Origin of the sequence: Pseudopedobacter beijingensis (genome assembly GCF_042678145.1) — a bacterium.
GTDB classification, from domain to species: Bacteria; Bacteroidota; Bacteroidia; order Sphingobacteriales; family Sphingobacteriaceae; genus Pseudopedobacter; species Pseudopedobacter beijingensis.
In genome coordinates this window covers 32,536-52,464 of sequence record NZ_JBHUDG010000044.1, presented here as the reverse complement: position 1 = coordinate 52,464, position 19,929 = coordinate 32,536, and the positions used below count along the sequence as shown (strand labels likewise).

General features: G+C 36.2%; 18 protein-coding genes. 9 read left to right on the top strand and 9 right to left on the bottom strand.

The genetic code is table 11. The annotated features are described in order from the left end of the window. Window positions 1–10 precede the first annotated feature (10 nt). The 6 genes from ACFSAH_RS15395 (at window position 11) to ACFSAH_RS15370 (ending at window position 5,056) form a co-directional block, all read left to right on the top strand. Window positions 11–382, top strand: a complete 372-nt coding sequence (locus ACFSAH_RS15395) for a hypothetical protein (protein ID WP_379663630.1) — start codon at window positions 11–13, stop codon at window positions 380–382. Between the two features lie 70 nt (window positions 383–452). Beyond that, a complete protein-coding gene (locus tag ACFSAH_RS15390; RefSeq protein WP_379663629.1) occupies window positions 453–2,705 on the top strand; it encodes a TonB-dependent receptor in 2,253 nt (750 codons plus the stop codon). Then, entirely contained in the window at window positions 2,705–3,145 is a 441-nt protein-coding gene (locus ACFSAH_RS15385; RefSeq protein ID WP_379663628.1) for a thioredoxin family protein, read from the top strand. Before ACFSAH_RS15390 ends, ACFSAH_RS15385 begins: the two co-directional genes overlap by 1 nt. Before the next feature lie 145 nt (window positions 3,146–3,290). Beyond that, window positions 3,291–3,764 carry a DinB family protein gene (locus tag ACFSAH_RS15380; RefSeq protein ID WP_379663627.1) on the top strand — a complete coding sequence of 158 codons (474 nt, stop codon included), beginning with the start codon at window positions 3,291–3,293 and terminating at the stop codon, window positions 3,762–3,764. Between the two features lie 250 nt (window positions 3,765–4,014). Further along, on the top strand, window positions 4,015–4,428 hold the full coding sequence (locus ACFSAH_RS15375) for a KilA-N domain-containing protein (RefSeq protein ID WP_379663626.1): 414 nt from the start codon (window positions 4,015–4,017) through the stop codon (window positions 4,426–4,428). After that, window positions 4,334–5,056, top strand: coding sequence for a KilA-N domain-containing protein (locus ACFSAH_RS15370; protein ID WP_379663625.1), 723 nt, complete (start codon window positions 4,334–4,336; stop codon window positions 5,054–5,056). The genes ACFSAH_RS15375 and ACFSAH_RS15370 overlap by 95 nt, the downstream gene beginning before the upstream one ends. Before the next feature lie 40 nt (window positions 5,057–5,096). Here ACFSAH_RS15370 and ACFSAH_RS15365 read toward each other — a convergent pair whose 3' ends face one another. Then, window positions 5,097–6,053: a helix-turn-helix transcriptional regulator gene (locus ACFSAH_RS15365; protein ID WP_379663624.1), complete on the bottom strand. Its 957-nt coding sequence runs from the start codon at window positions 6,051–6,053 to the stop codon at window positions 5,097–5,099. Between the two features lie 117 nt (window positions 6,054–6,170). On the opposite strand from ACFSAH_RS15365, the gene smpB reads away from it, so the two are divergent. Continuing rightward, complete coding sequence (gene smpB, locus ACFSAH_RS15360) at window positions 6,171–6,629, top strand: SsrA-binding protein SmpB (protein ID WP_379663623.1); 459 nt, start codon at window positions 6,171–6,173, stop codon at window positions 6,627–6,629. A 147-nt stretch (window positions 6,630–6,776) separates the two neighbouring features. Here smpB and ACFSAH_RS15355 read toward each other — a convergent pair whose 3' ends face one another. Together ACFSAH_RS15355 and ACFSAH_RS15350 are read right to left on the bottom strand one after the other, a co-directional pair. Beyond that, a complete protein-coding gene (locus ACFSAH_RS15355; protein WP_379663622.1) occupies window positions 6,777–8,147 on the bottom strand; it encodes an MATE family efflux transporter in 1,371 nt (456 codons plus the stop codon). 6 nt (window positions 8,148–8,153) lie between these two features. Continuing rightward, entirely contained in the window at window positions 8,154–8,975 is an 822-nt protein-coding gene (locus ACFSAH_RS15350; RefSeq protein ID WP_379663621.1) for a siderophore-interacting protein, read from the bottom strand. Between the two features lie 326 nt (window positions 8,976–9,301). Between ACFSAH_RS15350 and ACFSAH_RS15345 the strand changes: the two genes are divergently transcribed. Then, entirely contained in the window at window positions 9,302–10,273 is a 972-nt protein-coding gene (locus ACFSAH_RS15345) for a helix-turn-helix transcriptional regulator (protein ID WP_379663620.1), read from the top strand. Window positions 10,274–10,313: 40 nt separating this feature from the next. On the opposite strand, the gene ACFSAH_RS15340 is transcribed toward ACFSAH_RS15345, so the two are convergent. From ACFSAH_RS15340 to ACFSAH_RS15325, 4 genes are all read right to left on the bottom strand, one after another. Next, entirely contained in the window at window positions 10,314–10,778 is a 465-nt protein-coding gene (locus ACFSAH_RS15340) for a copper resistance protein NlpE (RefSeq protein ID WP_379663619.1), read from the bottom strand. Window positions 10,779–10,879: 101 nt separating this feature from the next. Beyond that, window positions 10,880–12,658 carry an OmpA family protein gene (locus ACFSAH_RS15335; protein ID WP_379663618.1) on the bottom strand — a complete coding sequence of 593 codons (1,779 nt, stop codon included), beginning with the start codon at window positions 12,656–12,658 and terminating at the stop codon, window positions 10,880–10,882. 17 nt (window positions 12,659–12,675) lie between these two features. Continuing rightward, window positions 12,676–13,689 carry a PorP/SprF family type IX secretion system membrane protein gene (locus ACFSAH_RS15330; RefSeq protein ID WP_379663617.1) on the bottom strand — a complete coding sequence of 338 codons (1,014 nt, stop codon included), beginning with the start codon at window positions 13,687–13,689 and terminating at the stop codon, window positions 12,676–12,678. Window positions 13,690–13,737: 48 nt separating this feature from the next. Continuing rightward, window positions 13,738–15,909 carry a gliding motility-associated C-terminal domain-containing protein gene (locus ACFSAH_RS15325; RefSeq protein ID WP_379663616.1) on the bottom strand — a complete coding sequence of 724 codons (2,172 nt, stop codon included), beginning with the start codon at window positions 15,907–15,909 and terminating at the stop codon, window positions 13,738–13,740. A 323-nt stretch (window positions 15,910–16,232) separates the two neighbouring features. On the opposite strand from ACFSAH_RS15325, the gene ACFSAH_RS15320 reads away from it, so the two are divergent. Continuing rightward, complete coding sequence (locus ACFSAH_RS15320; protein ID WP_379663615.1) at window positions 16,233–17,429, top strand: T9SS type A sorting domain-containing protein; 1,197 nt, start codon at window positions 16,233–16,235, stop codon at window positions 17,427–17,429. 124 nt (window positions 17,430–17,553) lie between these two features. On the opposite strand, the gene ACFSAH_RS15315 is transcribed toward ACFSAH_RS15320, so the two are convergent. Both ACFSAH_RS15315 and rny read right to left on the bottom strand, forming a co-directional pair. Then, window positions 17,554–18,060, bottom strand: a complete 507-nt coding sequence (locus tag ACFSAH_RS15315; protein ID WP_379663614.1) for an Mpo1 family 2-hydroxy fatty acid dioxygenase — start codon at window positions 18,058–18,060, stop codon at window positions 17,554–17,556. A 141-nt stretch (window positions 18,061–18,201) separates the two neighbouring features. After that, window positions 18,202–19,764: a ribonuclease Y gene (gene rny, locus ACFSAH_RS15310; RefSeq protein WP_379663613.1), complete on the bottom strand. Its 1,563-nt coding sequence runs from the start codon at window positions 19,762–19,764 to the stop codon at window positions 18,202–18,204. Window positions 19,765–19,929 lie beyond the last annotated feature (165 nt).

Sequence of the window (19,929 nt, the reverse complement as noted above, 5' to 3'; positions counted from 1 at the left end):
CTCTGTACAAATGGTTATCAGTAAAATAGGATATAGAAAAGCAATTGCCATAAACTACCTGGCTTTATTGTCTTTTCTATTATTAAACAGTATCCTGTTTGTGCATAGCCATATCTTACCTAATGGACAAATTGTGGTACACGCCCACCCATTTGTTCCTAAAGATAACGGACAGCCAAAACCACATACCCATACACCTAACGAGTATGTAACATTTGCTAAACTATTTTATGGAAATAATATCCTTCCGGTAAGCTTATTCGATTTTATTGTACTTCGTATTCCGGAACTTATTATTAAAACAGATTTACAAATTGGGTTCTGGCTAACTCACACTTTATCTGACGCTTATCGACGAGGACCACCTCATCTCATTTATTAACTCACACTTTAAAAGACTATTTAAAGAGAGAAATACGCTCTCTTACTGGAATTATTTTGTTTATTTTAAAATGAAGAACACACTACTTTTTTTATTATTATTTGCAGTTTCACTCTCATTGTCTGCACAATCTACAGGCAGTTTATCGGGACAGGTCCTTTCTAAGGACGGAGCTATTGTTAACGCATCTATAAAGGTATCTGGCAGTACGTTGGGCACTATTTCGGATGTCGACGGAAATTTCACCCTAAAGAGCGTTCCTTTTGGAAACAAAACATTGGTTATTTCGGCTGTTGGCTATCAGGCCAGGAAAATCAACGTACAGATAGCTGAAAAGAATAAGCCTCTACATATTCATTTAGAAAACGACAATTTTGGTTTAAGCGAAGTGGTTGTCACCGGAACCATGAAAGAAGTAAGCCGCAGCGACAGTCCTATTCCTGTAGAGATTATTACGCCTCAACTCTTCAGAAAAAACCCTACACCCAGCTTATTTGATGCCATTGGCATGGTTAACGGTGTACAACCACAATTAAATTGTAATGTATGTAATACGGGTGATATCCATATTAATGGAATGGAAGGCCCTTATACCATGATTCTGATTGATGGAATGCCTATTGTTAGTGCCCTGTCTACAGTGTACGGCCTTAGTGGGATTCCAAATTCTATGGTAGAACGTATTGAGGTGGTTAAAGGCCCTGCTTCTTCTCTATATGGCTCTGAAGCTATGGGAGGAATTATCAATGTCATTACCAAAAATCCGAACAAGGCTCCTGTTTTAACTACAGATATATTTTCTACAACCTGGGGCGAGGTAAGTGCTGACGCTGCCATCAAATGGAAAGCGAATAAAAGCACCAGCTTACTGGGTCTGAACTACTATAATTTTCAGAACAAAATAGATAAGAATAAGGATAATTTCACAGACATGACCTTGCAAGACCGAATTTCTATTTTTAATAAATGGAGTTTTGATCGTAAAGACAACAAACAGGCAAGTATTGCCGCAAGGTATGTTTATGAAGACAGATGGGGCGGCGAAATGAACTGGAACAAATCTTACAGAGGAAGTGACCAGGTTTATGGGGAAAGTATTTACACCAACAGAGCTGAATTAATTGGATTGTACCAACTCCCTACCCGGGAAAAAATCTTCACGCAATACTCTTATAACTGGCATAAACAAGATTCCTGGTATGGAGACACGCAATATGACGCGACACAACATGTAGGCTTCTTACAAGGTTATTGGGACAAAGATTTGAGCAAGAAACATAGTTTGTTACTGGGTGCATCATTCAGATATACTGAGTATAATGACAACACTCCAGGGACGGCGAATGAAGACGGGACAGACAAGCCTGCAAAAACACCATTACCAGGTGTGTTTATTCAGGATGAATGGAAACTAAATGATAAAAACACTTTATTAACGGGTTACCGTTACGATTACGATAAATATCATGGAGGTATACATTCGCCTCGTTTAGCTTATAAATACTCGCCAAACCATCACCACACTTTCAGGGGAAGTTTTGGAACAGGTTTCAGGGTAGTTAATTTATTCACAGAAGATCATGCTGCTTTAACAGGAGCCAGAGAAGTGGTTATTCAGGAAGAGCTAAACCCGGAAAGATCTATCAATGCCAACCTCAATTATGTTCTAAAAGTCCCTACCGAGAATGTTTTTATGGGCTTTGACTTTACCGGATTCTACTCCTATTTTTCCAATAAAATTGTAGGTGATTTTGATACTGATCCTAATAAAATCATTTATCAGAATTTAAACGGGCATGCCATTACCAGAGGGATTTCCTTAAATACCGATTTTGCTTTTACTTTTCCGCTTAAATTAATGGTTGGTGTGTCTTATATGGACGTTTTCCAAAAAAAAGAGGAAGATGATGGCGCCATGGTTAAGGTAAGGCAATTACATGCTCCAAAATGGTCCGGTACTTTTGTAGGAAGCTACACCTTTACCAAAAGCTGGTCTGTAGATTTAACAGGCAACTGGTATGGTCCTATGAGATTACCTATTTTACCTGATGACTTCCGTCCGGAGTATTCGCCTTTATTTATGCTTGCAAACATACAAGTCAATAAGAAGTTCAAAAATGGTGTAGAGGTTTATGGTGGATTAAAAAACCTGTTAAACTTTGTTCCTAAAAACCCGATTATGCGTCCATTTGATCCGTTTGACAATCATGTAGACGACCCTATCAACAACCCTTATGGCTACACTTTTGATCCTAGCTATAATTATTCATCTTTGCAGGGTATAAGAGGTTTCCTGGGAGTGAGGTATAATCTTTTTAGATAATGAGAATTGTTTGTCTAATTATATCAATCGCACTTGTACTTACGGGTACAAGTGCTTTTTCGCAACAAAAAGTGGTGGATATTGATGCTCTTGTTCTGCAAAACAACAAACCTGTTTTACTTTATTTCCACACAACCTGGTGCGTATACTGCGCTATGCAAAGTAAAAGCCTGAAAAACAAAAACCGGGAGGAAAAACTAGCAGAACGTTACAATTTTATAGATTTTGATGCCGAGTCTGACCAGATTGTTAAATACAATAAACGTACATTCAGGAATGATAATCCTGTAAAATACCAGCCACACCCCTTCGTACAATCTTTTTTCATCAATAGTACTGTAGGATATCCTGCCTGGGTACTGGTTGACAAAGATTTTAATATCCTCTCCACCTATTCCGGGTTTCTAAGTAAAAAGCAATTAGCGCAGTTGCTTAAATAAACGCAACCATACTTACATCGGGTTAATTTTACATCCGAAATACTTTTATAGAAAAAAATATTTTTTTCATAAACTCTACTGACAAACTGCTGTCATTACTTGCTAATATTTTTGGTATATAATTTTTATCCAAAACAAAAATAAAATGGAAACGACAGCAATTATTACCACTGAGCAATTATTGAAACACTGGCAAGGCCACAGACAGGTAACCAGAAAGCTTATTGAAAAATTCCCGGAACAGGATCTTTTTAACTTTACCATTGGAGGCATGAGGCCTTTTTCTGAAATGGCAATGGAGCTACTATCTATCGCAGTTCCTTCTTTAAAAGAATTTACCAGTGACACACCCGGAACTTACCAGCACCTTGAGGGTATTTCTACCAAACAACAGATTCTTGATTTATGGGATAAATCAACGGAAGAAATTAACCAATACTGGACACAAATAAAACCTGAAAGATTCCAGGAGATGTTTAACCTGTTTGGTATGTATAACTCTACTATTATGGACTCTGTTTTTTATTTTATTGAAAACGAAGTTCACCACCGAGGCCAGGGTTATGTTTACTTAAGAGCTTTGGGCATTGAGCCCCCCTTCTTTTGGGAGAGAGATTAATCAGTACGGATTTTTCTTTTTCCCCTACATTTACCCACATCGCAAAGCGCTATTTTTCTCCTGCTTTTTTTAAAAATATTCTGGTTTCTATAAACGAGACCAGAATATTTATGGTATAAATTTCCTGTAATTATTTATCTAAAACTTTCTGTAAATAAAGCTTTAAACTATAACAGATGTTAATTCCGGAAACCAAGCTAATTATTAGTATGATTATGTAAATTTACGATACTAACCAAAAACCAGAATAATGACAAAGAATAGAATAATCACTGTTCAACAAATCGATATTGTTCTTTATGAGCATAATAAAGAGGAGTATATTTCGCTAACGGATATTGCAAGATATAAAAACCCAAAAGAACCTAAGGATGTAGTAAAAAACTGGATGCGATCCCGAACTACCATCGAATTTCTTGGTTTGTGGGAACAACTTAATAACCCCGAATTTAAAGGGGTCGAATTCGACTCCTTTTTATATGAAACTGGCAGCAATTCATTTACACTATCTCCATCTAAATGGACCGAAACTACTCATGCAAAAGGTATCCTATCCCGACAAGGAAAAAATGGAGGCATATACAGACAGTATTATCCAGAATTGGATGCGAAACCGCAACACCATAGAACTATTGGGATTTTGGGAAACAATTTACAATCCTGATTTTAAACCCCTCGAATTCGAGGGGTTTAAAAAACAAGCAGGACTCAATAGTTTTGTGATGACACCTAAACGTTGGATAGAAAACACAAATGCAATTGGTATTGTTTCAAAAGCGGGAAGATATGGTGGTACTTTTGCCCATAAAGATATTGCCTTGGAATTTGCATCGTGGATTTCTATTGAATTTAAGCTGTTTGTTATCAAAGAATTTCAAAGGCTAAAAGATAACGAAAGCAACCGTACCCAATTAGAATGGAATTTACAACGCACCTTAGCCAAGGTTAATTACCGTATCCATACCGATGCCATCAAAGAAAATCTGATTCCGAAAGAAATCACCAAACAACAGATAACTTTTGTATATGCCAACGAAGCTGACCTGCTGAATGTAGCACTGTTTGGCAAAACAGCAAAAGAATGGCGAGAGCAAAACCCCGAAGCCAAGGGCAACATTCGTGATGAAGCCACGATAGAACAATTAGTAGTTTTGAGTAATATGGAAAGCATCAATGCCTTATTGATTGGAAAAAACTTCTCTCAAAGTGAACGATTGACCGAACTGAACAAAGTAGCTATTACACAGATGAAATCATTATTGGCAAGTAATAGTATTAAAAACTTAAAGTGAGTTTATCATACTATAAAAAACTTTAAACACAAAAAGCACTTCACAATCTTAAAGCAATACGCTCCAATAATCCAGAGACCTTATCCTTAAAGTCTACCGGAGAAACAATGGTGGCATGGTCTGCAAACATTAAAAACCAGCGTATAAAATAATCATCATATTTTTCGTTCAGGGCAAAGCGCATTTCTACCTCATTATCCCGTACGGTTTCATCAATAAACCCATAATATTTTCTGGTACCCGCAATATATTTAGTAACTTCTTTATCTACTGAAAGGATTAATATTCTTTTAGGTTCATCGGTACTTTTTTTCCTGTAATTTTCTACTGCCCCATGTTCCTTTGTAAAAGAAGAATCTAAAATGGTTAAGCCCAATATCCTGTCCGTTCTAAATTGTCGGTAATCTTTCCGCAACAAACAATAACCTAAAATATACCAGTAGCTGTTTTCGTTAAATATACCTACAGGCTCTATCAGTCTTTCGGTGTGTTCTTCATTAAAAGATCTGTAAAACATCTTAACCTGTTTTTTAGAGGCTATACTTTCTAATAAGGTTTCAAAAACATGGGGTAGCGCATCATTAAATAATTTATTGTGATGGTAGATTACAATTTGTTTTTCTAATGCTTCTAACCAATCTTTATCGGAACCTCGCAAAACAGACTTTATCTTATCTATTCCTGATTGAAATGCCTGCCTCACATTTTTATCTGTAAAACTATTCATCAATTTTTCGGCGGTAACAAAGCTGCTTGCCTCCTGCTTGGTAAACATAATAGGAGGTAAACGGTATCCTTCCAAAATGGTATAACCTGTTCCTGCTTCTCCTATAATAGGCACTCCTGACGCTTCCAGAGTTTTAATATCACGATAAATGGTTCTTAAACTTACGCCAAACTTATTGGCCAGTTCCTGTGCTTTTACTGTCCTTTTAGTTTGCAAACAGGTCAAAATAGCTACAACTCTATCAAATTTCTTTATACCGTCATCCATCATACCGATAAAATATCTGCAATTTACTAATTACAGATGTCAACAGTATGTCAGTAGTAAACTTAGTTTGAAACTTATTTTTTATTACGATTCGCTTTATTTTATGATATTTGCAGACCTATGGCAGCGAAGATTACAAATAGCGTTAACATCAGAAACAAGAAAGCAACTTTTGAATATAATCTTTTAGAAAAGTTTGTAGCGGGAATTAAATTGCTTGGTACGGAAATCAAATCTATCCGTCAGGGAAAAGCAAATATCAGCGATTCTTTTTGTGCTTTCTTAAACGGCGAGCTTTATGTGAGGAATATGGATATTGCAGAATATTCTCATGGGTCTTTTTATAATCATGAAGCTAAAAGGGACCGTAAGTTATTGCTTACCAAAAAGGAGCTCAAAAAATTATCGATTAAAGGGGAAGATAAAGGGCTAACGATTATTCCGCTGCGTATTTTTATTAACGAGCGTGGTTTTGCCAAGATGGAAATAGCGCTTGCTCAAGGAAAAAAAGATTTTGATAAACGGGAATCTATCAAGGAACGCGATGTGAAAAGGGAAATGGACAGAATGATGAGGTAAAATCCTGACGGAGCATTTTTTCACCTCATTATATAAAATCTAATAATCAGACCGAAAACCAATCAGATTGTACTAAACCCTTAGATTTTTTATTCTCAAAAAAGTTTTTGGTTCCAAGATATAATACCCAATAATACAACATAGCTTTTATAAAAAAACGTTTACTTCTTCTGATACATTTTGGCTTCTTAGTTTGTTGATACTTTTAAAAACAGCATATAAAATCATAAAAAACACCAACCAATCTATAATAGCACTTGCGATATAAATACTTCTTATTCCAAAAAAATGTGGCACTATAAGTAACACCGGGATGTAAAAAACTACCTGTCGTAAAATACTAATGATGGTTGCAGGTTTAGCGTGATCTATTGCCGGAAACCACACCATAGCCATAAACATAAATGGAAGTACCAGCAATACGCTCATATAAACTCTAAAATCCAATAATTGATAGCTTGTAAACGCTACATGCGGAATCATTACAGACAATACTCCCGAAGGGTATAACATCACAAACAGCCAAAAGGGCAGCAAAACACACAAGCCTGTTAATGAAAACATACGATAAGAGGAGATACTTCGTTCGTACAGTTTGGCTCCGTAATTCATACCTGTAACAGGTTGCAGGGCTCTCATAAGTCCCCATAAAGGAGTATTCAGCAGAATATAAAACCGATTAACAGCAGTAAAAAAGGTAATATCCATATCGTTTCCATATTTTGCCAGTGCATTAAATACCACCACATTCTGTACCACTATCATTACCATCATCACAAAACCGGGCATTCCTAAAGAAAGGGTTTCTTTAACAATTTCTTTATCCAATTTCAACGACCAGAAAACGGTTTTGAAAGATGCTTTTCCTCCGGCATAGTACCAAATCCCTAATAGCATATAAACTACCATGGATATGTTGGTTGCCCATGCTGCACCGGCAACTCCCCATCCTAAAGTGTCTATAAATATGGGCTTCAGAATAACATCTACTATCAAGCCTACTGCAATCATCCAGGCAGCAGTTTTCATGCGTCCTTCGGCTCGTATAATCATATTCAGAGCCAAACCATGAATCCAAAAGAAACTTCCCAATATGGTTGCTCTAAAATATTCGGCTCCCAATATGGCTATTTCGCCTCTGCCTCCCATCATGTAAATCAGATTATCGGCATAATAATAACAGGGGATCGTAATCAACAACGAAAATATTAAGGTCAGGCAATTTGCTGTACCTAAAGATTTCCGCAGCTTTCCCTTATCATTCGCTCCTATCCAGATACTAATAGCCGACCCTAGTCCAGTTCCAATCAGGGTACCAAAACCCTGAGCAAACTGAGCCAAAGGATAGGCTACACCTACCGCAGCTAATGCTGTATTATTTATAAGATGTCCAACAAATATACCATCCAGAAAATTGTTCATCCCATAAAGTACCATTGCCACCACTGCAGGCCATGACAGCTGCCACATTACTTTAGGTAACGATCCGTTTAAAATAAGCTGTTTCTGTTTATCCATAAATATTTATACTGTTACTTCGTTTTCTTCGTGTCTTTCTACTGCGGATTTATCTTCGGCCACGCCTGACTTCCAATAAGAATAGGCATTCAGCTCCTCCCTTTTCCAGTTTTTCGTTTTCCTCAAATAGGTTCTTATTTCTTTTACCGAATTAAATTCTGCTGCTACATAACCAAATTTGGAGGTTTCTGGTAAGTTTTGTTGCTTTACATAAGAAGGTAAATTACTTGTTTCTTGCGGATGCTGATTATGTAACCAAATAAACCGGATATCTGCTTTTGTGTCTAATTTTTGTTCGTCTTCTTTTCCAAAAACTTCCAATATACAAACGCCTTTAGCCTCCGCAGGTAAATCCTCTAAAATGGAGGCTATCACCGGAATTCCTGTAGCATCGGCAACTAGTAAATACCAATCTGCTTTAGTATAAAGCTCTGTTTGCCCATCATGCATCATCAATCCTAACACATCTCCTTTTTTTGCATTTATTGCCCATGCAGATGCCGGACCTTCCTCTCCATGAGCCACAAAGTCTATCCACATTTCATTATCTTCCAAATTTATACCTCTATGTGTATAGGTTCTTACCGCCGGTTTCAATGCTTCGGGCTGAGGCTTCCACTGCATACTTTCATAATCAAACTCCGGAAAATAAACCTTATTAAGTCCTTTGGGCGGAACCAATATCTTATTGTTTACTCCTACAGTTGTATTTTGGAAAATTTTAACTTCTTCTCCCTTTAAATAAACCCGTATATAGTGTGGTGTTATATATTCTTTTCTATCCACACACAATTCGGCTTTTATAGTTTTAAAATTCTTCTTGCTCATTTAATTATTTTTACTGTAATTTTCCTCGGTATCTTCATAAAGGGATGAATTTTGGTAAACCTCGGTACGCCAATCTATTCCCCTACCTAAATATTGTAACGCTTTTGCTAAAAAATCGAATAGTATGATTTGTCCTTGTTTTATCATTTCTATACATAAAAACACCATTTCTAACCTGATTCTACTCTATCAATATTAATTATGACACCGCACACTATGTAGAACTATTCTAAATAACTACTTTTACAAAAGTAATTTTTAACATCTGGAAGAATGTTTCAATAAGGGAGTAAAAAGTCCAAAAAGTAGAAATAACAAAAAAAAGAATGACACTTCACCTATATGATAAAGATATCAATGATCTGATTCTGGAAAAGAAATACCCTTTACCTGCATCTGAACAGAGAAATGTTATGGAATGCACAACATCCATAGACCATAACATAGGTAATGCCTATTACAAAGAGATTTATTTTATGGGTGTACATATTGGCTATGGAAATCTGGCATTGAATAATAAAACCATTGTTAGTTTTGAAAGCGATTTTGAAACTGTAGAAATGCACTTTGCCTTAAAAGGGAGTAATAGCACCTACTTCACTAATTTCTCTGAAGAAATTTCCTTTAAACCTTTCCAGCATAATATTATGTATGCCAATAGTTTAAAAGGTAAAATGGTTTGGGATTGTAAAGGTTTTGAAGTTTTCGAGGTTAATTTATCTCCTTCCTTTTTTAAAAAGTATTTGCCCGAAGATACTTCTATATTTAACTCCTTCAGGAAAATAATGGATTCTGGCTGCTCAAGTATGATGAAAAGCCAAAATCACCAGATTAGTAATGAAATGTATGCTATTATACGCGATATCATTCAATGCAACCGAGATGGTATATATAAAAGAATGTTTTTAGAGGCTAAAGTGATTGAACTGCTTTTGTTACAACTGGAACAACTGAAAGATCCTATTTCCCAAACTAAACTAAAAAAACAAGATGTAGAGAAAATGTATGCTATTCGCGATCATATTACACAAAACATGGCTGAACCCTGTTTGCTGATAGATCTTGCGCATCAATTTGGAACAAATGAATTTACTTTAAAAAGAGGGTTTAAAGAATTGTTTGGAACAACGGTATTTAGTTTTTGGAACGACATTAAAATGCAGGAGGCTAAGAAATTGCTCCTGAGAGGGGATCTAAATGTTTCTGAGGTTTCCAACATGATGGGTTTTAAAAACTCCAGACATTTTTCTACTTCTTTCAAGAAACATTTTGGGCAAAGTCCCAGCCAAATATGTTAAATAACTATCTGGGTGGGACTAAGATGTTCTATAACACTTATTATTTCTTTTTTAAAATATAGTGATCAGCTAGATTTCCGGTTATTTCATTACCCTCCTGATCCAATTGTTGAAGAAAACCTTCTCCTACTTTATATTGGTAAGTTTCTGTCCCTATTTTAGTAATAATGTTTCTACCCGCACTATCCCAGGTGAATGTTCCTTTTTCGTCAAATATATTATTGTCCCCTTTACCCAGATATTCACTTTTACGTTCAAACTTCCCATCCTGATTAATGGTAATTGTGGTTTTTATACCTTCGCAATCTGCACAAGGTAATGTACCAGAGTAGGTTCCAGCCCAATCTAATGAAGTTTGGCTATTATCTGCATAAGCAGTGGTATCAGCTATTACTGTACTGCTATCATTTGCAAGCTCACCCTCGTTTTGCTGAGTAGATCTATTTTGGCAAGCTCCTAAAAACAAGCCTGCTGCAATTACACTAAAAATAAATTGTTTTTTCATGCTTTCTATTTTTTTTAAGTTATACTCAAAAACCGAACCATAAAAACAAAAAATTCAAATTATATAAAGGTAGTTTAGGAAAATTTCACATAGAAACTTATTTATTTTAACACTTCAACTACAACCCTTCTGTTTTGTTGTCTTGCTTCAGAGTTATCTGTTCCATCTCCTAAAAGTTCTTCCTGAACTGGGCAACAAGAAGCCCCAACATACGTTATTAGTCGAGAATCCTGAATCCCTTGTTCTTTCAAAATTTGTAAACAACTTACAATTCTTCTTAGCGCCAATTTTTGATTATATAACAAAGTTCCTTTACCATCCGTAAATCCACTTATCTTAATTAAAGAAGTTTCTTTTAATTGATCCTGAGCAAGGCTTCTCAAATGAGATTCCGATTCGGCAGTCAATATGCTACTATCAAAATCAAAATATATTACTAATGAGTCTTGTTTCTTAGCAATTGGTTGAACTATTTCATCTTTTCTATCTATAGGTAATCTTGGTATTTCTCGGGTCAACTTATACACCTGCAAACAACAGTCTGTATACCTATCCGAACTCAGAAATGCCTCTTTGGCAAAGTCTTTATAAGGATTTGCATAAAAATACAGATCGTCTCTGACCGAATTAAACGGCTCTCCTAAATTAAACGATTCGCCCCACTTCCCTACATCTCCATAGGATCCGTAAATATCAAAACCGCCCATACCTTTTTTTCCATTGCTCGAAAAAAACAATGTTTTACTTTCCTGATGATAAAATGGTGAGTTTTCATCTTCTACAGTATTGATATTCTTTCCTGCATTTTGAGGTTTCCCTATTACTTTATTGTTACTATCTATGGTAGAAAACCAAATATCAAAACCTCCGAAGCCTCCCGGGCGATCGGATGAAAACAACAAATATTTACCATCAGGTGTAATCATTGGCTGTTTAGCACTATACTCAGACATATTTATACCTCCTTCTACTAAAACTGGCTTTGTCCAGGCACCATTATCTTTTATACTATAATAAATATCTGACTTCCCCTGCCCTTGTATTCCTGTGGCCTGTGTATAGAAGAAACAATTTCCATCCGTACTTAAAACCCCTTCGCCATAACGTACCTGCTCTTCATCCTGTTTCTCTGGAAATAGACCTACATCTAATAATTGATTATTTTTTAATCTTCCCTGATAAATTCTTGTTTCATACCCTTGCTTCTCCAACTCTGTTTTTGTAGTAGCTGTAAACAGAAAACGTTCATCTGACTGTACAGACCGTAAAGCATAAACGCCTTCGGCTGGTACAATTATATTTTCTATCGTAATGGAACTGTCCTTTCCTTTACTCTTTTGCTCTTCAATAAAAACAAGACTGTTCATTTCCTGCTCAGCTTTTCTCACATAACGATCTTTAACAGTATGCGCTTTAATAAATTGTTTAAATTGTTGTTCTGCTTCAGAAAATTTACCGTTTGATTTTAATGCAGATGCATACCAGTATCTTGTTAGCGGAAATTGTTTAATAGATAAGTTAACCGCCTTTTCTCCATAAAATTCTGCTAAATTATAATTTGGTAGCTTATAATAGCTTTCTGTCAAACGATATAAGGCTATTTCTTGTGTACTTACATTTCCCATCTGTTTTGTTAACTTGGTAATATAAGCACTCCCTTTCACTGTTTTTTCGTTAGATGTTTTAAAGCCCAGAAAATACTCGTAGTATCTGCCTGCCAAAAAATAATCTCTTTTATAATAAGCTTCTTCTGCCTTTTCAAAATAATCTATTCTGCTTTTTTGAGCATAAGATGACACTGCCTGTACAGCGATAAATCCCACAACCATAAACATATTCAGTATCGGATTGCGGTTTTTAGATTGGTAAAAATTAATCATTGATACTGTCTTAAGAGTTAAAAGCGTGGACAATTAAAATAAGCAGATTTATTACCATTCCGTCTTCCGCCAGAATAAGAAATAGAAACCTCAAACGCATTACTGTTACGTACATTTCTCATTAACGGTCCGGTGTTAACATCATAACTAAACCCTATCATTGTCCCTTTAATAAAAACACCTATAAATGGTGCCACCGCATCTTTCTTTCTGAAACTTCCCCCAAGCATCAGGTCTGTACTTTCATTAATATAAAGTTGGGCATACAAAGATCCTATTACTTCTGAGGCTTTCTGCTGTTGGTTATATAAGATATGCGGAACAAGATACATCCCTTCATTTATGGTTATTTTCACCCCTGCCTGTGCACTATATTTCATGGGCAATTTATCGTTTTTACTTTCCCCCAAAAAGGAATAAGATGGTTGTGTAAGATGGAAAACAGAAAAACCACCAAAGGGAGCAACCTTTTTATCTTCACCTCTATTAAAATAAGTTACACCAAAACCAATATCAGGTATTAACGAAGATAATGCCCCTAAACTTTCGCCAGTTCCTATACTTCCATCATATCCCACTCCGGGGATCCACTGATTACCAAACCTAAGATCTCCTGCATTAAATTTAGCTTGTATAAAACCCGCCTGTATTCCTAAGGCTATTTCTTGTTCTCCATCGCTACCAAACCTTATTCCATTATAAGATGCAGAGATATTGGCAGATGTATACCTATACCCTCCATCTCCAGCTGATTGTCTAAAAGCACTAAGACCTAAATTAATATTCTTTTCCGTAGCCAGCTCTGCAGACAGACCAATTGTACTGTATGGATTGGTAATATTACCCCATTGATTTCTATAAATTGACGATATCCGGTAACTACCATCTATTGTTCCTGTTAATGCTGGATTCACAGCCATAGGATAGATATAATTTTGTGTGAAATGCGGATCTATTTGTGCCTTTACATGATCTGTGAGAAAGGTGATATTAACTAACACCCATAAACAAAACCCCGTATATTTTTTCATTAAAATCACTTTATGAAGTTATTACTGAACTTATGAGATATTCATCGGTTAGCGTATCAGATTAACGGCCCCTTTTCTCACCAACTGTTCTCCATTTTTCATGGTAATCTTTGCCGTATAAACGTACACCCCTGCAGGTTGCTTTTCATTCTTATAGGTTCCATCCCACCCTTGACTCATATCTTCAGTTTCGTACACCAGTTCACCCCATTGATTGAATACAAATAGTTCCATCTTATTTACAGATGTACCATAAACAATAAATTTATCGTTTCTTCCATCGCCGTTAGGAGTAAATGCATTAGGTATAAAAAGGTCGTTCGTAAAAATTACCCGTAAATTAAAAGGACCAGTTTTAACCAAACCGCAGGATGTATTTTCCAGATAAGTAATTTCTGACTCCCCTTCTTTTATCCCCATTATTTTACCATTCTGATCTACAGTGACCACTGCGGGATTGTTACTTTGCCATGTCCCTCCCGTTCTATCAACCGACAACACACCCTGCTCTCCTAACTTTAGCTGACCTGTACCCTTAATTTGTCCAGGTAAAGCCAAAGTATTGATAACAACTGAAAAAGGCACAGATGAAACACTTCCGCATGCTGCAATTATGGTATACAGAATATCTGTTTGTCCCTCCTTCATGGCTAATAAATTCCCCAATGCATCAACTGTTGCAATAGTATTATTGGAACTACTCCATATACCACCAGCAACAGATGCATTTAATAAAGTCGTTGTCCCTAAACACATTTCATGATTTCCGGAAATTAAAGGAGCATTCGGTAATTTGTTTACTTTTACTTCCACCGGTTTGATGACAGAACAACCACCCGCATTTGTAGCTTTTATGTAATAAGTACCACTGACATTAATCTGAGTTGGGTTAGATAACAAACTGGTTCCCAATATATCTGTATAATAATTAAGCGTTAACCCTGAACTACTTCCGGCAGTAACAGCAGAACCGGTAAGGTCAACAACAGAAGGTAAACATACTGAAACAGGATGCGTTATCACCAAATCAGGTAAATTGTTTATTTTCACTTCTACAGGTTTAATTACAAAACAACCTCCTGCATTGGTAGCTTTAATATAATATGTACCGCTGGTATTAACCTGAGTTGGATTAGAAAGTAAGTTTGTTGCCAAGATGTCGGTATAATAATTAAATGTTAACCCGGAACTACTACCTACAGTAATGGAGGGATCTGTAAGATCAATAGTTGAAGGCGAACATACCGAAACAGGATTAGTGATCACTACATTTGGGATACCTTTTATAGTTAGCGTCACTGTTTTCACAGGACTGTAAGTTCCACCTGTTGACTTACTTACTGTAAGATTTACTTTATATGTTCCCTCCGCAGCCATAACTGGAACCGTTACAGTGATATTTCCTCCGGTTAGGGTACCATTTACAACATTTGAAAATCCGGCAGCCAATGCTGCCGCATCCCATACAAGGGAATACCTATCCGGATTCCCCTGAGCAGTATAAGCAACCTGAACATTATTCACCCCCATACAAAAAGGTGATGGGTCTATAGGAGCAACACTCACTGCCTCAACTGGAGGAATAATGCTACCACAACCATTATTGATGTACTTTTCACTCCCATCACTACTCCACCAAACCGAGTTACCATCATCATTACCGGGCCATTGATAAGAGTAAGTTCTTACTCCAGATGTACAGGTAGTAGATGCTCCGTTAGTAATTTGTAAATACCGTTTTGTGGAAGGTGTATTAGCCAATACACCTCCTGCATTCCATGTACTGCCAGAAGCAGAACGATTAATATATACAACATATAAGCTTCCATTACATATTCCTGTAACATCATACTGTTGATCAAAGTCTGCTGGAATAAAAATAACCGTACTATTGGCTGGTATAATGGTTGTTGAATTGCTGACCTGAATAAAGTTACATCCATTGGTTGTTACAAAACTACCTGTGCCGTTTTTTGTTGTGGTATTTGTCCCTGGTAATTTACCCGACGGGCTTTGAGTTGCCGGGTTATTAGATCCATAATACAGTGTATAGGCACTTACCGGTGCTTGAACAGTAGTGGTAAACACCACAAACTCGTTAATTCCCTCTCCCCCTCCCTGAGCACATGAATTTACCATAGCGCCATTAATTACAGGACATTGTCCAAAGGAAGGTAGAAAGGAAAAACAAGCTATTATAAATAAGTAAAATTTCCCCATATAATATAATTTAACAGATGAGTATTGATTGAAAACAGAATTTTGTATTCACCTAAAACTCAGTGGTTAAAAGTAGAGAGGGTATATTAAACTATTGAGTATCTTATATTAACATTAAAGCAGATATAAAAAAGTAAACCTGCTTTCCTTTGTTTTCTCTAAAACAGCTCTATTCGTAAAAACAACTCGGATAAACCTTATACAAACTGCCCAGTATCCTTATTTCGTAGCCTATTTTAGTCAACACACTCACAATAAAAACATAACAACCTGTTTACCTATAAGTTACAACATCACTTTATGTTTGTATCAAAACTAGAATTATGAAAAAATCTTTACTTTTATCAATGATTACATTACTGCTTTCACCTCTGGCAGTATTTCCACAATCTACTCCTAATGTACAGGCATTACCTTTTACAATGGGAAATGTATCTGGAACAACATTACCTTCCAGTATAGTTTCGCATAGGTTTGGAACTACAACGGGTAGTATACCAACAACCAGAACTATAGCTCCGGGAAATGGAGATCTGCCTATCAGTAGCACTTCAAATTCTGGAGGATGGAGCGCAGAGGGAGCAAATGGCATTGGTTTATTAGCATCTGGCTCAAATGCTGCAGGTGCAATAGTTATAGCAATAAATACGACAGGAAAAGCGGATATTGATGTAAGCTGGACTTGCACAACCGTATTACAACAAACCAGCAGAGACAACAGCATTGCTTTACAGTATAGAATTGGCAATAGCGGCAACTTTATTGATTTAGGAGACGCTTCACATGTATATACCTCTCAAGGAAAAACAGAAGGTATCACTAGTGCTCAAAATTTCACTTTCAGACTACCTGCTACTTGTAATAACAACAGCAATGTGCAGTTAAGATGGATATACTGGGAATCTAATGGTTCTACCGGTTCCCGTGACAGGATAGCTGTTGGTAAAATCAACATTCAACACGAAACTACTTTACCGGTAAACTTTACATCTTTTATTGCAAATAAAACCGGTAACACTGTTAGCTTTAACTTCAGTACAGCATCTGAAAGCAATAACGATTTTTTCACCATAGAACGTTCGAAAGACGGGAATTCATTTACATCTATTATAACGGTACCCACAACAGGAACAAGTATGGATAAACAAATTTATACAGCTACAGATTTTTCTCCATTAAGCGGTATAAATTACTATCGTCTTAAACAAACAGATAAAAATAGTGATTTCTCCTATTTCCCGGAGATTAGGTTTATTAACATTTTTACTGATCTTCAGAATATCATACGAGTATATCCCAATCCGGTAATTGGCGAAATAAAATTGGATATACCGGAGAATGGTAATAATATTCTAATGGATTTGGTTACTATGGATGGAAAAAAAGTAATAGGCAAGCAGGGTTCTGTTATTGAAATAGAAGACTATTTAAATCAACATTTATCATCCTTAAATAGTGGTATATATATCTTAAAAATAAATGGGAATAAAAATTACTCCACAAAACTTATTAAGCAATAAAAAAGAGTATTAAAAAAAACTGAGTAACAAAAAGTGGGTGTATTCCAAGTTTGTTTCAAACAAACTTAGAATACACCCACTTTTACGATCATCTACTTATCTATAGAAATACCAAACTTAGAAATTAGTATCTCCAGTTAAAGCGTTTCACCAGCTGAAACCACATCCAAACTGGAGCGATAACTATAAAGTGCATTTTTTGCCATAAAGAACTTTTCTTCTTTTCTAAAGATCCCCCCCACAATAATCCTATTAAAGAAATAACAAAAAGTACAGCACTAACCTGCCATAAGCGAGGTCCTCCCCCTTGTTCTACATATTCTAACTGCACAATAAAAAAATACAATGCACCAAATGTAAATAACATCAGGTATGATAATAAAGGAGATAATTTCAGGTAATAATATATAGCAATAGCTAACGCAACAGAAAACCAATTGATAAACATATTATACTTTCCCAGAAATGCAAGATGTGGAAACGGCGTAGCTGTAATTAAGCCCATACAACTAAATATAAACAAAGGAACAAACAGATACCGAAGATTTATATTTGTTTTGTTCTGATGATATTCAGTGTATTCTTTAAATAATTTATCTATTTCTCTGGGCTGTTCTTTTTCTTTAGACATGATATTTTGAAAGTTTCTGAAAACTGCCCGTAAAGATAAGAGTTTTATTCAGATGTAAATTGGAAAGCCTGTATAAATCCTCTTCAACAAAAAAGCCTTTCTCAATATTAAGAAAGGCTTTTCTATATTTAATTTCTATTCTTATTTAGCATAAGCAACAGATCTGGTTTCTCTTATTACAGTAACCTTAATCTGTCCCGGATAAGTCATTTCGGTTTGAATCCTATTAGAGATATCAGCCGCTAAAATTTCTGATTGTGCATCGCTTATTTTCTCACTTTCCACTACAACACGTAATTCTCTTCCCGCCTGAATAGCAAAAGTTTTCTCTACCCCAGGGTAAGACATAGCCAGGCTCTCCAGCTCTTTTAGCCTGCGGATATAGCTTTCTACCACTTCTCTTCTTGCACCCGGTCTTGCGCCTGAAATAGCGTCACAAGCCTGTACAATTGGCGATATCAAAGAAGTCATCTCAATCTCGTCATGGTGCGCTCCAATGGCATTACAAACATCAGGATGTTCCTTATATTTCTCTGCCAGCTGCATTCCCAAAATGGCGTGTGGCAATTCCGGATTATCATCAGGCACTTTTCCAATATCATGTAACAAACCTGCTCTTTTAGCCAGTTTAGCATTTAACCCCAATTCCGATGCCATAGTTGCACAGAAATTAGCTACTTCACGAGAGTGTTGTAAAAGATTTTGTCCATAGGATGAACGATATCTCATACGTCCAACCATTCTAATCAGTTCAGGATGTAAACCATGGATACCTAAATCGATAACGGTTCTTTCACCAATCTCTACAATCTCTTCTTCTATTTGCTTTTGGGTTTTGGCAACCACTTCTTCTATTCTTGCCGGGTGTATACGACCATCTGTTACGAGACGGTGTAGTGCCAAACGGGCAATTTCACGTCTTACCGGATCAAAACCTGATAATATAATAGCCTCAGGAGTATCATCTACAATAATCTCTATTCCCGTAGCTGCTTCTAACGCTCTTATATTTCTACCCTCTCTACCGATAATACGTCCTTTAATTTCGTCGTTTTCGATATTAAAAATAGAAACTGTGTTTTCTATTGCCGATTCAGTAGCCGTACGTTGTATTGTTTGAATAACAACTTTTTTAGCCTCTTTAGCTGCCGTTAGTTTAGCGTCGTCTATAATATCCTTAATCTGAACCATAGCATTGGTTCTGGCTTCTTCCTTCAAATTAGCCTCCAATTGCAATTTAGCTTCTTCTGCCGATAACCCTGCGATGTTTTCCAGCTCTTTAATGTGCTGTGCTTTCATTACCTCAACCTCTTCTTGTTTCTTTTCAACAATCTCCAGCTGATGATCTAACTTTTTACGCTGATTATCTAACTCCTGCTCTTTTCTGTTCTGATTTTCCAGTTTTTGGTTTAGAGATTGCTCTTTTTGTTTAAGCGTATTCTCTTTCTGCGCTACATTCTGGTTACGCTGATTAACTTCCTGCTCATGATCTGTTTTCATTTGCAAGAATTTCTCTTTAGCTTCCAGCAACTTATTCTTTTTCAAAAGTTCGGCATTGCTTTCAGCATCTTTCAATATCTTTTTTACTTTGGCCTGAGCCGCTACCTCTTGCTGCCTAAGTAACTGTCTAAGTAAATATCTCCCTGCTATAATCCCTATACCAAAAGCGATGATGGCTATAGCGAGATAAATAAAAATTTCCATACAATGTTTTTAAGTTAAAAAAAAACCGCAACTAAATTTAGATTTCATGTATTGTAAACTTCTTATTGCAGGTTTAAGGTAAAAAGCTCTCAGGATAATCCTCCTTATTGAGGATGAAACGAAAACTTGTGTCCACATACCTTCCTTAATATCGAAATGTTAAGT

Bases quoted from the DNA above. Each gene is read 5' to 3' on its own strand.
- smpB (WP_379663623.1), top strand. From the start codon at position 6,171: ATGGCAGCGAAGATTACAAATAGCGTTAACATCAGAAACAAGAAAGCA.
- ACFSAH_RS15315 (WP_379663614.1), bottom strand. From the start codon at position 18,060: ATGTCTAAAGAAAAAGAACAGCCCAGAGAAATAGATAAATTATTTAAA.
- ACFSAH_RS15380 (WP_379663627.1), top strand. From the start codon at position 3,291: ATGGAAACGACAGCAATTATTACCACTGAGCAATTATTGAAACACTGG.
- ACFSAH_RS15365 (WP_379663624.1), bottom strand. From the start codon at position 6,053: ATGATGGATGACGGTATAAAGAAATTTGATAGAGTTGTAGCTATTTTG.
- ACFSAH_RS15320 (WP_379663615.1), top strand. From the start codon at position 16,233: ATGAAAAAATCTTTACTTTTATCAATGATTACATTACTGCTTTCACCT.
- ACFSAH_RS15375 (WP_379663626.1), top strand. From the start codon at position 4,015: ATGACAAAGAATAGAATAATCACTGTTCAACAAATCGATATTGTTCTT.
- ACFSAH_RS15390 (WP_379663629.1), top strand. From the start codon at position 453: ATGAAGAACACACTACTTTTTTTATTATTATTTGCAGTTTCACTCTCA.
- ACFSAH_RS15345 (WP_379663620.1), top strand. From the start codon at position 9,302: ATGACACTTCACCTATATGATAAAGATATCAATGATCTGATTCTGGAA.
- ACFSAH_RS15350 (WP_379663621.1), bottom strand. From the start codon at position 8,975: ATGAGCAAGAAGAATTTTAAAACTATAAAAGCCGAATTGTGTGTGGAT.
- ACFSAH_RS15335 (WP_379663618.1), bottom strand. From the start codon at position 12,658: ATGATTAATTTTTACCAATCTAAAAACCGCAATCCGATACTGAATATG.
- ACFSAH_RS15340 (WP_379663619.1), bottom strand. From the start codon at position 10,778: ATGAAAAAACAATTTATTTTTAGTGTAATTGCAGCAGGCTTGTTTTTA.
- ACFSAH_RS15370 (WP_379663625.1), top strand. From the start codon at position 4,334: ATGGAGGCATATACAGACAGTATTATCCAGAATTGGATGCGAAACCGC.
- ACFSAH_RS15395 (WP_379663630.1), top strand. From the start codon at position 11: ATGGTTATCAGTAAAATAGGATATAGAAAAGCAATTGCCATAAACTAC.
- ACFSAH_RS15385 (WP_379663628.1), top strand. From the start codon at position 2,705: ATGAGAATTGTTTGTCTAATTATATCAATCGCACTTGTACTTACGGGT.
- rny (WP_379663613.1), bottom strand. From the start codon at position 19,764: ATGGAAATTTTTATTTATCTCGCTATAGCCATCATCGCTTTTGGTATA.
- ACFSAH_RS15355 (WP_379663622.1), bottom strand. From the start codon at position 8,147: ATGGATAAACAGAAACAGCTTATTTTAAACGGATCGTTACCTAAAGTA.
- ACFSAH_RS15325 (WP_379663616.1), bottom strand. From the start codon at position 15,909: ATGGGGAAATTTTACTTATTTATAATAGCTTGTTTTTCCTTTCTACCT.
- ACFSAH_RS15330 (WP_379663617.1), bottom strand. From the start codon at position 13,689: ATGAAAAAATATACGGGGTTTTGTTTATGGGTGTTAGTTAATATCACC.